The sequence below is a fragment of the Nitrosopumilus maritimus SCM1 genome (assembly GCF_000018465.1).
Lineage (GTDB): Archaea > Thermoproteota > Nitrososphaeria > Nitrososphaerales > Nitrosopumilaceae > Nitrosopumilus > Nitrosopumilus maritimus.
Genome location: NC_010085.1, coordinates 930,011 through 941,988, shown reverse-complemented (window position 1 = coordinate 941,988; position 11,978 = coordinate 930,011). Strand labels below are relative to the sequence as shown.

Sequence of the window (11,978 nt, the reverse complement as noted above, 5' to 3'; positions counted from 1 at the left end):
GATATAGTGATGTAAATGTACAAAATCTCGTTAATTACTGGTGATGGAATTGGTCCAGAGTTGTCTGATTCTGCAGTATCTGTGTTGGAAACTATTCATGACAAATTAGATTTGAAATTTGGTATTACAAAATTATCTGCTGGTGACAAGGCATTAGAGCAAACCGGTAAAGCACTTCCTGATGATACGGTATCTGCCATAAAACAATCTGATGCCTGTATGAAGGCGCCAGTTGGAGAATCTGCAGCAGATGTTATTGTTGTATTGAGACGAATGCTTGATTTGTATGCAAATATTCGTCCTGCAAAATCTTACCCGCACATGCCTGCATTACGTGATGATATTGACATGGTAATTGTTCGTGAGAATACTGAGGATCTCTACACTGGAAAAGAATTCAGTTTGGGTGACTCTTCAGTAGCATTGAGAATAATTTCTGAGCAAGCTTCCAAAAGAATTGCCAAATATGCATTTGAAACAGCTAAAATGCGTAATGACAAGAAAAAGGTAACATGTGTTCACAAATCAAATGTAATGAGAGTTACAGATGGAATGTTTGCAAAAGCATGTACTGAAGTTTCAAAAGACTATCCTGATATTTCATTTGAGCAAATGTATGTTGATGCATGTGCAATGAACTTGATTCGTCAACCTCAAGAATTTGATGTTGTAGTAACTACAAACTTGTTTGGTGACATTTTATCTGATGAATCTTCTCAAGTTGTTGGTGGATTGGGAATGGCACCAGCTGCCAACATTGGTGATAACTTTGCATTGTTTGAGCCAGTTCACGGTGCCGCATTTGATATTGCAGGACAAAACATTGCAAATCCTTCATCATTCTTACTTTCAATTAAGATGATGCTTGATTGGCTTGGAACAAAGAATAGTGATTCAAAATGCTTTGAGGTTGGTCAAAAGTTAGAATCTACAATATTTAATTTGGTAAAAACTGGTGTTAAAACAAAAGATATTGGTGGAGATAAAACCACTTCAGAATTTACAAAACAGATAACTGATAATCTCTAATCTCTTCTTTTCTTTACATCTGATTTTGGTGGATTTAATGACCAGAAGAACATGGCTAAACACACTGGAATTAAAATCAAGACTGCTGCAACAACTGAGATTACATAGAATCCTCCCTCTAATCCAGGCATAAATGGTCCTGGAAAAACTGCATAAAACCATAAAATTCCAATAAAAACAAAAACCAGTTTGTTTTTTCTAATCAGTTGTCTTGCACTTAGTTTTCTTTTATGGATGTAGCATTCCTTACAGCGTGTTCTATCATCTGTCATACATGATGTGCAACAATTTTTCTCACAAAAGTAGCAGACTCTATCTCCAAAATTTGATCCACAGAAATCACATTTGTACACTAACATAGATCCCCTTCTTTGGATTTATCTCTTTTTCAGATTCCCAATTCTTATTAATTGCACTTTTAATGAATCCTTATGGCAAAATGTTGTATCTGTAAACTTGTTGAAGGTACGCTGAAAATTAAAGACGGTAATCCAAAGTACAAAGGAAAACCTATCTGCAAAGAATGTCAGGGTTACAGAAAATTATTGTTAGAGACAAAATAACTATTCTGATTTTGGTTTATTCTTTTCTGCCCACTCTTCGTACATCTTGATTAACTCATCTACATCTTTTCCGTCTTCAGAATATGTCACAATTACTCCAAAGTTTCCTTTCTTGTCATGACCTCTTGCAAAATATCCCCAAAAAGAATCTGGCAGTTTTTGAAAACTAGTTGAATCATGTGAAACTCCAATCAAATTATTTCCAATGACTTCTACTACTTTTTTTGCATCTTCTTGTTCTATCATGAATTGATGTAATTTTATTACAATAAAAATCTGAATGACTATGGACTTAATCTGTCAGGATCTCTTGGATACAAGACAACTTCACGGACATTATCAATTCCAATCAATGTAGTCATCAACCTGTCTAACCCCATTCCCCATCCCGAATGTGGAGGCATTCCCCAATCAAATGCCTTGAGATGGTCAGTAAATTGTGCAGGATCCAAATCTTGCTCTCTTAATCTGTTCTTTAACCTCTCTGGATTGTGAAGCCTTGTTCCACCTGAGGACAACTCTAGATATCCATATTGCAAGTCAAATGAGCGTGATAGTTCTGGGTCTTCATCTTTCTCTCTAATGTAAAATGGTTTTAGTTTCATAGGCCAGTCAGTCAAAAAGAAGAATCCTGGATGATTGTTTCCTATGATTCTAAGATGTGAATCGAGCAAATCATCTCCAAATTCCACCTTTTCTCCTGCACTCTTTAGTTCCTCAATACACTGATTGTATGTGATTCTCTCAAATGGTGATTTTGGAACCTCTATAGTGTGGCCGATTATCTCTTGTTCTTTTTTACAATTTTCTGATGTAAACTTGTACACGTCCATAACCAGTGACTCTAAAACATCCATGACATCATTGTAATCCATGAATGCTGCTTCGATATCTATACTAGTAAATTCACTAAGATGTCTTCCGGTATGAGAGTTTTCTGCTCGATAAAAGTTTGAAATCTCAAACACTCTTTCTAATCCTATTGTCATCTGTTCTTTGTATAATTGTGGACTCTGTGCCAAGTATGCTTTCTTTCCAAAATATTCTAATGAAAAGAGATTTGCTCCGCCTTCACTTGCACTGCCAATAATTTTCGGTGTGGTGATTTCAATGAATTTTTTTCCAACTAATGTCTTTCTTAATGATTGCAAAACATAATGTCTTAATTTGAAAATCGATGCTGTTTTTTGATTTCTCATGTCTAGTGCACGATGATTCAATCTTGTGTCAATGTTACTTTCTACTCTTCCAATTGGATCAACTGGTAATGGATGAATTGCTTTTCCTAACACTTCAATTTCTTCAGCTTTAATTTCAAATGCAAAGTCTCTTGCTTTAGTTTCCTGAACAATTCCTTTTACACTTACAACACTTTGGCGATTAATCTCTCCAAGATTATCATTTAACTCGCCCTTTACAATAACTTGGGAAATTCCAGACACATCACGTAACGTGATAAATGACATCTTTCCCAACTTTCTTAAATCCTCAATCCATCCTCCCAAAACAACTTGCTTTCCAATTAACTCTGATGTGAGTTCTGAAATATCGTGAGTTTTTACAAATACCATTATTTCCTACCTTTATCCTCAAATTCTATCTCAATGTCAAGGTTTCGGGCATTTCTTACAATTTCTACTACTTTTTCTGTGTCAATAGGGAATCTAGGCGTCCATTTGCCTGAAATCACTGCTTTTGTCTTTTGAACTCCACCTGGAGCCCAAACTGAATTAATTGAAAGAACCTTGGTTGGAAAGAAGAGATCTTCTATGAATCTCTTGTCTGTCTCATCTGCCTCTACTAGCCAAATTTTACCCTTGAATTGATCTTGAAGCAATCTGTATAGTGTTCTACTCTGTCTGATTATCATAATATCATTTTTTGCCAAGGATAGTACAAAATTTCCTTGAAATTCTTTGCAGGAATATAGTGTAAAGTTTTCAATCTCATTATTTGATTTTGCAATTTTTGCTAAAACTATAGATGCATCAACATCTGCTTGTGTTATTTCTCCTGATTCAACTTTGCTTTCACATTGTGGACAAAGTATTGCATTTTTTGCATCAAAGCCGCATATTGGAAGTTTCATTTGAATCGCTTTTTACATTCTGACAGAGTTGTTTATATCCCTTAGTACAAAACAAAAATTCTAGTTTGGATATGAAAAATACATGGCATTTCTAACTGTTAATGGATTAACATCACGATACGATTCATCAAAAGGTCCAGTTTATGCTGTAGAAGATGTTGATTTTACATTAGAAGATGGTGAATCAATAGGAATTGCAGGTGAAAGCGCATGTGGAAAGAGTACTCTGGGGTTGTCTATTATTAGGATGCTTGCAGGTGGAAAAACTCAAGGCAAGATCCATTTTGATGAAAATTCAATCTTGGATGTTGATGAGAACACATTTGAAAAAACATTTCGATGGAAAAAAATTTCCATGGTCTTTCAGGGCGCAATGAATTCTCTTGATCCTGTTTTTACAATCAATGATCAATTTCTTGAAATTTTAAAACAACATAATTTTGATGGTGATTCAAAACAGGTAATTGCTGATGCAATGAACTCTGTTAATCTTGATGTAAATGTGCTCAAAAAATATCCTCACGAACTTAGCGGTGGAATGAAACAAAGAGTTGTAATTGCCATGGCTTTGTTGTTAAAACCAAAGTTTGTGATTGCAGACGAACCAACAACTGCACTTGATGTGTTGATTCAAGCACAAATAATCAATCTACTAAAATCTCTAAAAAAATCCGGCATGTCATTTATGCTAATTACGCACGATTTAGCCGTGCTTTCTGAGATTGCAGACAAAATTGGAATTATGTATGGCGGACAGATTGTAGAATTTGGTTCGTCTCAAGAGATTTACAAAAATCCAAAACATCCATACACTCAAGGACTTTTACAGTCAATTCCTACTCTAAAAGGAAACAAGCCAACATACATCAAAGGAATTCCTCCCAGTTTGCTTGACGCACCAACGCAATGTCGATTTATTGACAGGTGTCCCTTGGCAGTTGAAAAATGCAAACAACTTCCGCCCAAATTTAAAACCAAGACTGGTTATGTCCAATGCTGGTTGTATGAAGATAAATAATTTCAAGATTTCTATTATTCATCAAACGTCAAAACGATATTCTTGAATACTACTTTGAATTGTAAATTATGTTGACCGAAGTTTCTTTTGAAGCAATAGGTTCTATAGCTACTGCAGCTGCCACAATTGTACTTGTTGTTTTGCTGTATAGGACAGTCAAACAGTTCGAATCTACTGTAGAAGTAAGTAGGATACAAACTGAATATCGTTTTCGTCCTTGGATAGGTCATCTTGGCGCTATCAAAAAAATGGATGATTCAATAAATGGCGATTGCCAATTTTCGATAACTGTTAGAAACTTTGGGGAGTTACCAGCTTCTGGAGTTACTGCAAAATTTGCATTGTTTTCAAAATTGCCTTCAAAGGATGAATTAAAGACAACAGATATGTCATCATTTTCTTTAGGCCCAATGCTTCCTGGAATGGATAAACAATATTGGTTTTTCATTCCAAATGACAAATGGAAAAAGGCAGCAGATGGACAAGAAAAAATTTTTACTGCACTATACTTTGATTATGCCGCATCTGGAAACAAAAGCGGATATGGAATAATTAGTGAATACAATGCTGACGCAAAAAATTTTATTCACAAAGAAATGTGGATTGATGATTCAAAGTTATAGTAAATTTACCACTCTATACGGTATGTTTTCCCTTTAGGAATATCTTCCATCGTCCACTTTATGATTTCCTGAGTACCTTCTGTGCTTATCTCTGGTACAATTTTTGATGGAGTTTTGGCCTCTGTCTCTTGGTTAATTTCTAATAACTCTGGTCGCTTGATTCCATTTCCTGTAGGGTATTTGAATGCCATGTTGAATTTCTGACAATCAATCAAAAACGCATTCTCAAAATATCTTTCAGGCTCTTCTACTGCATATTGTAAAGTGTATTTTTTACCCGTGTCTTCTTTTGTTATTGGCTCACTAAATTGAGTAGTAAACTCTTTGACATCTGGTTTATCCACATTAATACTTGTGATTGGACATTCTCTGTCTTTTTCATCATACACGTTAATGTTCATGTCGTTAATGTCTGGAATGTCTACATCTGTTGCAATTCCATGTAATACTGTCTTGATTGGTTCATTTGATGTGTTTACAACTTCGTATGTTCTTTTGTGTTCTACTATCATCTTTTCTGGATCTATTACTGACAATACTAAATCAATTGATGGGTATAGTGTTGTTTTTTGTAATCGAAGTATTTCTTCTCCGTACTTACTTCGCATGGATGCTCCTTTTTCTGGGTGTTTCTTGTTTCCAAATCCTTCACCATATGCAGAATAAAGTAGCATTGTCATTCCATGTTTTAGTACTACATCGTGAACTGGTTTGATGACTTCTCTATATTCGTCTGATAACGAACGTAAATCTTCAGCTAGTGATGGAGATAGGAGAATATGTCCATCATCTCCAAAGTCCATAACTCTTCTTGCATAGATAATTCCTGGTCCCCATGTGTTTCTTTGACCAAGTAAGTCATTTACTAGAAAACAGTTACCACTATGTAATCCGATTCTTACCCTAACTGTTTCACTTGGAATCTTTGCTTTATTGTATTGTGCTAATTTCTCATGTAGTTCTATTGCAAGCAACAATGGTAATTCTGGTCCTTGCAAAAATCCAATACAGCAGCCATCTCCTGTTGGTAAAAGAAGTAGTGAATCTATTGGAACTGATTGGAATGATTTGCAGTCTGAAATACATTTATTCAAAGTTTCAATTTTTTTTATCTGAGTTTTAGTCGACATTGATGTATCTGATAGCCCAACTATATCTACAAAGAAGAAATTTGCATGGATTAGTCGTAGAGATGCTGTAAAATCCATAATAACTACAACATAAGTCAAACAAATAACATTTTTGATTTTAATTAAGATATTATGATAATTTTTTCTGAATGTGCTATTTCGAGAAAGTAATTTGATACTAAATTATCATTATTGGTTAGGAACCATGTTCTGATATGCCTGTTTTAATTCTGTCATCATACATGTGTTGTAAGGTGATTGTTCATTTCCCTTACAATTTTGATCCATTTGCATTAGTGCTTTTGCTCTACAACCTTGAGCAATAGATTCATCTTCATTATTTTCAGACAAACAATAAACAAAAATTTGCTCATTAAGCAATTTCACACATTCTTCACCTGTAGGATGAAGTTGAGTCTCTACACTGGTTACTCCGTCACAAGCTTTTGGTAATTCTGATGAATATGTAACTGGTTCATCTTCTTTAGAAATCTCTGGATTACTTCCTTCTGATTCTATCATATAATGCTCCAAGAATCCTCCTGCTAGTAACAGGCCTATGACTATGGCAATTTCTGCCCCTGTTGGTTTTAACAACGACTTGAGATTATTCTTTTTGATGATTCCTACAATTAGGATAAAACCTCTTGAAATACCAAGAGAATAGGCTACAATTTCCATAAATCCGTAAGGGGAATAATATAGAATTGAAAATGCTGGGGTTTCTGCAAGCCCTGGTGTGATTGCAGCTATATTGGCAAATGCATATCCTGTTGACCAAGCTGAAAATAATCCCCATGCTACACCAATTCCTGGAATGAACATTGGAAGTGATAGTGTTGTATTGTGAACAAATAATCCTATGGCATCAATGTCTTCTGTGACATTTTCAAATTCTTCCATGAATACTTCTACTTCTTCTCTTGTTGGTTCTGACATTGAACCGATTTGAAAGATCAAAGAGTATATTCCCATAAAAACAAAAAACCAGACTACTCTTTTGATATTCATAAAAGTCATTATTTGGATGGATATTTGAGGTTGTCTGTAAGACTTGAAATGGATTTGTTTTTTGATTCAGGTAAAAGATGATTTTTAGAAACTCATTTTGATTTTATGTATTCCTCATCAATTTTTTCTAGATATACTTCTTGAATCTGTGTAATCTCTCTTTGTGTGGTGTTTTTACAAATCATCTTGGCATATTGGATTAAATCTGGATTGTCCTGTGTTTTTTCAAATTCTTCAATTTTTTTAAAAGACTCTCTTTCAAATTCCATCACATCTTTGAGCTCTTTACTAATTTCCTCGACTTTCATATTCTTGTAATCCTTGGAATTTGCTTTTCGAAAACTGATCTCATCAATTAATTTCTGAATTTCATCAGGTTCTTCCATATTGTTTAATGATTCAAGTTATACAAAAAACTTAATCTTGATTTTCTTTTTTATGCTCTAAAACATGTTTCAATCCATCTGTCATACTAAGTGAGTCTAAATCAATCTCACAATATGGGCATTTCAATTTCTATGAATATTTTTTTACAATTGGCAGGCAGGCATCAATAATCCTGAGCATCTCTGATCTAATTACTTTTTTATCAATTGAAATCCAAACCCTCTGCTTTTTGATTGCAAATGATATGGTCTGAACCTTTTTGCGTTCCTCCCATACAAATTCAATCTCACCTAGGTTTTTATCAAAAAACCCCTCCAAATCCGTCTTTATGGCAATATGTGAAAATTGATACTGTGTATTTTTCTCATTCAATAAAGGCACCAAATCTTGTCTTCTTTTATATGCCAACAATTCGCCACTTTCTCCAATTACACCTACAAATCTAATGTATGGGCTAATTGTTGCTATTGTATCACATACGTCTCTGCAATCGTTTTGTTTCATTTATTGAGGTTGATAAAAGATGATATTTTAATGATGTCACGTTTTCTCATCTAGTTTTGATTAAATAATACGTGAAAACAGTCTGAATAGTGGATTTTGTTGATCTTTTTCCATTTGCACCTGAAGTAGGTTATCTTAGCTTAGCACTAGTTAATTTTTTTGGCTCACTTGTTCCCTTTGTTCCTTTACCTGGATTCTTGTTGTTAGCTACCATGTCTGTTGGTGATCAATTTGATCTGCATGTCTTGGCAATTTTATCTGCAGTTACTGCTACTGTTGCAAAACAAATCATATTCTATGTAAGTTATGGTGGACGAAGAATTATCAAAGAAGAAACTAGAAAAAGAATGAGACCTTTTGAGAGATTAGTAAAAAGATATGGTGCAGGTGCTGCATTCTTTGCAGCTGCAACCCCCATTCCTGATGATTTAGTCTATGTTCCATTAGGACTTGCAAAATACAATCCAAAACGATTCTTTATAGCTACATTGACTGGAAAATTTGTTCTAAGTTATACCATTGTTTTTGTTTCTCATTATCTTGGATTGTCTTTAGTTGAGCCATTCCTTGAAAACATTGATGATGCAACTCCTGTTTACATTGGAATTATTGCTTTTGGAGCCATGATGACTGCAGTTGTAGTTTTACTTTTGAGATTAGACTGGCAAAGAATTCTTGGTAAATTTGCTCCTTGGACATTAGATGAAAACAACAAAGATTAGATATTTATCTTAAAATTCCATAACTTGTCTGTTGCCTCTTTGATTCCTATTCTAGGTGATGAAGTTATTTTTTTTACCTCTATTCCTTTGGTAATGTATAATTTTGAATCTTTAGTCAAATCTACGCCGTATTGTTCTTTAGTGATTTCTAATGCTTGAGTTAATTTTGCAGGTCCGTTTGTAAGATTTTTCAAATCTTTTTTATTCCGATTTTCTTGCATTCTTTTAATTCCTTTTTCTGGTTCAATTGCTCGAATCAATACTGCTCCTGCTGCAACTTTTGGGTTTCTAGCTACTACATTAAAACAGTAATACATCCCATATGTGAAATACACGTAAGCAATTCCCACATCGCCAAACATTGCCTTGTTTCTATCTGTAATTTTTCTATATGCGTGACTTGCAGGATCGTCTTTGTGTTTGTAAGCTTCTGTCTCTGTGATTATTCCTGAAATTTCATTCCTTCCTATTTTTCTGATTATTTTTTTACCTAACAAATTTTTTGCAACAGTTACTGTGTCTTGAAGATAAAATTTTCTAGGAAGTGTATTCAATATCAATTGAAACTATTTTGTTGTTTTTTAACTCTGTGATTAAATTAAAGAGTTTTTTAATATCTTCATTTAATGTGGAGATTAATTCTTGATTGTATATTGTTGCAGCAGGATGAATTGTCAAAAAATACAATTGGTTATCTTTTCTCACTAATTTTCCTCTGAATTTTGTAATCTCTGAACCGCCTAGAACTGAATTAAATGCTGTATTTCCTAAAACACAAATAATTTTTGGTTTGATTATTAAAATTTCATTTTTTAGATACTCTTTACACGTGTCTCTTTCGTTCGTATTTGGTACTCTGTTGTTTGGAGGTCTACATTTTACAACATTGGTAATGTATACATCCTCTCTAGAAACTCCTGCCCCTTCTAATGCTGCAGAAAGTTTCTTTCCTGCTGCACCTACAAATGGCTCTCCATTCTTATCCTCGTTTCTTCCAGGTGCCTCCCCAACAAATATCACGTCTGATTGAAAATTACCTTTACCTGGAACTGAATTTGTTCTTGTTTTATACAAATCACATTTTGTACATTTAATCACATTCTGTTTTATTGTCTCTAACTGGTTCATCTAGTTCACACTCTTTACTGTTGCAACCCCTCTAATAGAAGGTCCTCCATTTCCCATGATCATTGACTGCATCGGATCTCCTTTTCCACAATTTGTAATTGGTCTTACTGTAAAGTCATTTCCACATGCGTCAATTGATTGGAAAAATTCTGGCGCAGTTCCCATAACAATGACATCTCTAAGCAAGTCAGTCACTTCTCCATTCTCAATTTTTTGTGCATATTGACAAGATATGCTCCAATTGTATCTCTTCATATCAATTGATGGAATCTTCATGTTTGAAATCAAATATCCGTTTTTTACTTCTTTAATCATTTCATCTACATCCCAGTCTCCATTTTCAATACATGTGCATGCCATTCGAATCAATGGCATGAATCGATAGTTTGTTGCCCTCATATTTCCAGTGGGTTCTTCATTGAAAATTTTCCCTGTCTCTCTATTTTGCATATGATTCTTCAAAACTCCTTCTTCTACTAGAGTTGTCTTTTTTGTTTGAACTCCCTCATCATCAAAAAGATACCATCCTAAACTCTCTTCAATTGTAGGATCATCAAAGACATTTAGATGCTCAGAACCAATTTTTTCTCCAATTTTTCCTTTCCACCATGCTCCTCCTGCCCATGCCATCTCTTTTCCTAAAACTCTGTCTGCCTCTGATGGGTGACCCAATATTTCGTGTGTGAGTAATGAAACAAAATCTGGATTCATAACCACGGTGGCTTTTTCTTCTTTTGCAGGTTTTGCTGATAATAATTTCGATGCCTTTTTTGCAATCTCTTGTGCGCTGTTTTGTGCTTTGTCTCCTTTAGTAATTTGTTCTATGCCACCTCTACCACCTTCTGTTATGTTTACTGATTGAGTTAATCCTGATTCGTGTGCAATAGCAACCATATCAATTACAACATCTGAAAAATTCTGTGAAATTTTTGAGCCTTCACTGTTTGCAAAATATTTTGAGTTATTTGTATACCATGGATTTACTATTGATTTGATAATTTTTGGAGTATCTGAAATGATTTTGTTACATATTGTGCCTATTTTGATTAATTCCTCTAAGTTTGGTTTTTGTTCTGTATGGTAGTCTATCTTTTTTTGAATGCTTTTATTTGGATAAAGTGAAAATGATTCTTTTTTGTTTTTTGCATAATGCATTGAATTTTTAATGGAACTGTCAATTGCTTTTCTTACTTGCTCTTTTGATTCTGGATTTGTAATTGAACAAAAACTCCATGTCCCATCTTTTACTAATCTTATTCCAATTCCTGAATCATTAATTGTTCTAACGTGTTCTGTTTCTCCATTTTCAATTAGTATTGATACTCTTTCTTGTTCTTCAGATCTTATGTCACAATACTGCACTTTTGCATCATCTGCATATTTTATGGCATAATCTGCAAATTCTTCTAGTTGGGTATCCATATGCTATGGAACTTGGAGGTATTCCTAAGTCTTCTGGTCTCTAACTGTTAGATATTGCAGGCATGGTAAAATAGTACTCATCTTCAAACTCATAGTCTGTTCTTCCAATTTTACGCAAGAATTCAAAATATTGTGTACAGTTTTTGTAAAATTCTTTGTTTTTTTCATGTATGCTCATACTGTATTTTGTCAAATTAGCATTTTTTGAACAGAGTGAGTGATTTTAGTTCTTGGAGCTTATTTTCTTTAAGCAGCATGATTTCTTGAATATGATGATTTGCTACGATACATGAAAATGACATTTTTTGCCAATGAAAAACATTTTGATTTAAGCCCTCAAAAATCTCCTTGT

17 protein-coding genes are annotated in these 11,978 nt (G+C 34.1%); 5 read left to right on the top strand and 12 right to left on the bottom strand.

Translation table 11 applies throughout. The annotated features are described in order from the left end of the window. The first annotated feature begins 15 nt into the window (after window positions 1–15). A complete protein-coding gene (locus NMAR_RS05730) occupies window positions 16–1,029 on the top strand; it encodes an isocitrate/isopropylmalate dehydrogenase family protein (protein WP_012215452.1) in 1,014 nt (337 codons plus the stop codon). On the opposite strand, the gene NMAR_RS05725 is transcribed toward NMAR_RS05730, so the two are convergent. Beyond that, window positions 1,026–1,301, bottom strand: coding sequence for a hypothetical protein (locus NMAR_RS05725; RefSeq protein ID WP_012215451.1), 276 nt, complete (start codon window positions 1,299–1,301; stop codon window positions 1,026–1,028). The genes NMAR_RS05730 and NMAR_RS05725 overlap by 4 nt on opposite strands. 159 nt (window positions 1,302–1,460) lie before the next feature. On the opposite strand from NMAR_RS05725, the gene NMAR_RS10030 reads away from it, so the two are divergent. Continuing rightward, window positions 1,461–1,592, top strand: coding sequence for a hypothetical protein (locus tag NMAR_RS10030; protein ID WP_274377686.1), 132 nt, complete (start codon window positions 1,461–1,463; stop codon window positions 1,590–1,592). On the opposite strand, the gene NMAR_RS05720 is transcribed toward NMAR_RS10030, so the two are convergent. Genes NMAR_RS05720 through NMAR_RS05710 form a run of 3 tightly spaced genes read right to left on the bottom strand, consistent with a single transcriptional unit; the run spans window position 1,593 to window position 3,681 of the window. Then, window positions 1,593–1,838, bottom strand: a complete 246-nt coding sequence (locus NMAR_RS05720; RefSeq protein ID WP_012215450.1) for a hypothetical protein — start codon at window positions 1,836–1,838, stop codon at window positions 1,593–1,595. A gap of 38 nt (window positions 1,839–1,876) precedes the next feature. Further along, entirely contained in the window at window positions 1,877–3,163 is a 1,287-nt protein-coding gene (aspS, locus tag NMAR_RS05715; protein WP_012215449.1) for an aspartate--tRNA(Asn) ligase, read from the bottom strand. Then, window positions 3,163–3,681, bottom strand: coding sequence for a transcription elongation factor NusA (locus NMAR_RS05710; protein WP_012215448.1), 519 nt, complete (start codon window positions 3,679–3,681; stop codon window positions 3,163–3,165). Before NMAR_RS05710 ends, aspS begins: the two co-directional genes overlap by 1 nt. Before the next feature lie 82 nt (window positions 3,682–3,763). Between NMAR_RS05710 and NMAR_RS05705 the strand changes: the two genes are divergently transcribed. Both NMAR_RS05705 and NMAR_RS05700 read left to right on the top strand, forming a co-directional pair. Beyond that, window positions 3,764–4,699 carry an ABC transporter ATP-binding protein gene (locus NMAR_RS05705; protein ID WP_012215447.1) on the top strand — a complete coding sequence of 312 codons (936 nt, stop codon included), beginning with the start codon at window positions 3,764–3,766 and terminating at the stop codon, window positions 4,697–4,699. Window positions 4,700–4,767: 68 nt separating this feature from the next. Then, window positions 4,768–5,322, top strand: coding sequence for a hypothetical protein (locus NMAR_RS05700; RefSeq protein WP_012215446.1), 555 nt, complete (start codon window positions 4,768–4,770; stop codon window positions 5,320–5,322). A 5-nt stretch (window positions 5,323–5,327) separates the two neighbouring features. On the opposite strand, the gene NMAR_RS05695 is transcribed toward NMAR_RS05700, so the two are convergent. The 4 genes from NMAR_RS05695 to NMAR_RS05680 all read right to left on the bottom strand — a co-directional run bounded on the left by NMAR_RS05695 (window position 5,328) and on the right by NMAR_RS05680 (window position 8,354). Beyond that, on the bottom strand, window positions 5,328–6,530 hold the full coding sequence (locus NMAR_RS05695) for a nucleotidyl cyclase domain-containing protein (RefSeq protein ID WP_148680133.1): 1,203 nt from the start codon (window positions 6,528–6,530) through the stop codon (window positions 5,328–5,330). Between the two features lie 111 nt (window positions 6,531–6,641). Continuing rightward, window positions 6,642–7,463, bottom strand: a complete 822-nt coding sequence (locus NMAR_RS10065) for a hypothetical protein (RefSeq protein ID WP_338037100.1) — start codon at window positions 7,461–7,463, stop codon at window positions 6,642–6,644. A gap of 92 nt (window positions 7,464–7,555) precedes the next feature. Beyond that, entirely contained in the window at window positions 7,556–7,849 is a 294-nt protein-coding gene (locus NMAR_RS05685) for a hypothetical protein (RefSeq protein WP_012215443.1), read from the bottom strand. Window positions 7,850–7,979: 130 nt separating this feature from the next. Further along, window positions 7,980–8,354, bottom strand: coding sequence for a hypothetical protein (locus NMAR_RS05680; protein WP_012215442.1), 375 nt, complete (start codon window positions 8,352–8,354; stop codon window positions 7,980–7,982). Between the two features lie 89 nt (window positions 8,355–8,443). Between NMAR_RS05680 and NMAR_RS05675 the strand changes: the two genes are divergently transcribed. Next, window positions 8,444–9,076, top strand: a complete 633-nt coding sequence (locus tag NMAR_RS05675) for a VTT domain-containing protein (RefSeq protein WP_012215441.1) — start codon at window positions 8,444–8,446, stop codon at window positions 9,074–9,076. Here NMAR_RS05675 and NMAR_RS05670 read toward each other — a convergent pair. From NMAR_RS05670 to NMAR_RS09765, 4 genes are read right to left on the bottom strand one after another with little or no spacing between them, the layout of a single operon-like run. Continuing rightward, on the bottom strand, window positions 9,073–9,630 hold the full coding sequence (locus NMAR_RS05670; RefSeq protein WP_148680132.1) for a DNA-3-methyladenine glycosylase: 558 nt from the start codon (window positions 9,628–9,630) through the stop codon (window positions 9,073–9,075). The genes NMAR_RS05675 and NMAR_RS05670 overlap by 4 nt on opposite strands. Beyond that, window positions 9,614–10,204, bottom strand: a complete 591-nt coding sequence (locus NMAR_RS05665) for a uracil-DNA glycosylase (protein WP_012215439.1) — start codon at window positions 10,202–10,204, stop codon at window positions 9,614–9,616. The genes NMAR_RS05670 and NMAR_RS05665 overlap by 17 nt, the downstream gene beginning before the upstream one ends. Next, on the bottom strand, window positions 10,205–11,626 hold the full coding sequence (locus tag NMAR_RS05660) for a TldD/PmbA family protein (RefSeq protein ID WP_012215438.1): 1,422 nt from the start codon (window positions 11,624–11,626) through the stop codon (window positions 10,205–10,207). It abuts the gene before it with no gap. Window positions 11,627–11,666: 40 nt separating this feature from the next. Continuing rightward, window positions 11,667–11,804: a hypothetical protein gene (locus NMAR_RS09765; RefSeq protein WP_187146513.1), complete on the bottom strand. Its 138-nt coding sequence runs from the start codon at window positions 11,802–11,804 to the stop codon at window positions 11,667–11,669. Window positions 11,805–11,978 lie beyond the last annotated feature (174 nt).

What these genes read in the sequence shown, in the direction of transcription:
- NMAR_RS05730 (WP_012215452.1), top strand. Translation starts at nt 16, where the DNA reads ATGTACAAAATCTCGTTAATTACTGGTGATGGAATTGGTCCAGAGTTG.
- NMAR_RS05725 (WP_012215451.1), bottom strand. Translation starts at nt 1,301, where the DNA reads ATGACAGATGATAGAACACGCTGTAAGGAATGCTACATCCATAAAAGA.
- NMAR_RS10030 (WP_274377686.1), top strand. Translation starts at nt 1,461, where the DNA reads ATGGCAAAATGTTGTATCTGTAAACTTGTTGAAGGTACGCTGAAAATT.
- NMAR_RS05720 (WP_012215450.1), bottom strand. Translation starts at nt 1,838, where the DNA reads ATGATAGAACAAGAAGATGCAAAAAAAGTAGTAGAAGTCATTGGAAAT.
- aspS (WP_012215449.1), bottom strand. Translation starts at nt 3,163, where the DNA reads ATGGTATTTGTAAAAACTCACGATATTTCAGAACTCACATCAGAGTTA.
- NMAR_RS05710 (WP_012215448.1), bottom strand. Translation starts at nt 3,681, where the DNA reads ATGAAACTTCCAATATGCGGCTTTGATGCAAAAAATGCAATACTTTGT.
- NMAR_RS05705 (WP_012215447.1), top strand. Translation starts at nt 3,764, where the DNA reads ATGGCATTTCTAACTGTTAATGGATTAACATCACGATACGATTCATCA.
- NMAR_RS05700 (WP_012215446.1), top strand. Translation starts at nt 4,768, where the DNA reads ATGTTGACCGAAGTTTCTTTTGAAGCAATAGGTTCTATAGCTACTGCA.
- NMAR_RS05695 (WP_148680133.1), bottom strand. Translation starts at nt 6,530, where the DNA reads ATGGATTTTACAGCATCTCTACGACTAATCCATGCAAATTTCTTCTTT.
- NMAR_RS10065 (WP_338037100.1), bottom strand. Translation starts at nt 7,463, where the DNA reads ATGAATATCAAAAGAGTAGTCTGGTTTTTTGTTTTTATGGGAATATAC.
- NMAR_RS05685 (WP_012215443.1), bottom strand. Translation starts at nt 7,849, where the DNA reads ATGGAAGAACCTGATGAAATTCAGAAATTAATTGATGAGATCAGTTTT.
- NMAR_RS05680 (WP_012215442.1), bottom strand. Translation starts at nt 8,354, where the DNA reads ATGAAACAAAACGATTGCAGAGACGTATGTGATACAATAGCAACAATT.
- NMAR_RS05665 (WP_012215439.1), bottom strand. Translation starts at nt 10,204, where the DNA reads ATGAACCAGTTAGAGACAATAAAACAGAATGTGATTAAATGTACAAAA.
- NMAR_RS05660 (WP_012215438.1), bottom strand. Translation starts at nt 11,626, where the DNA reads ATGGATACCCAACTAGAAGAATTTGCAGATTATGCCATAAAATATGCA.
- NMAR_RS09765 (WP_187146513.1), bottom strand. Translation starts at nt 11,804, where the DNA reads ATGAGCATACATGAAAAAAACAAAGAATTTTACAAAAACTGTACACAA.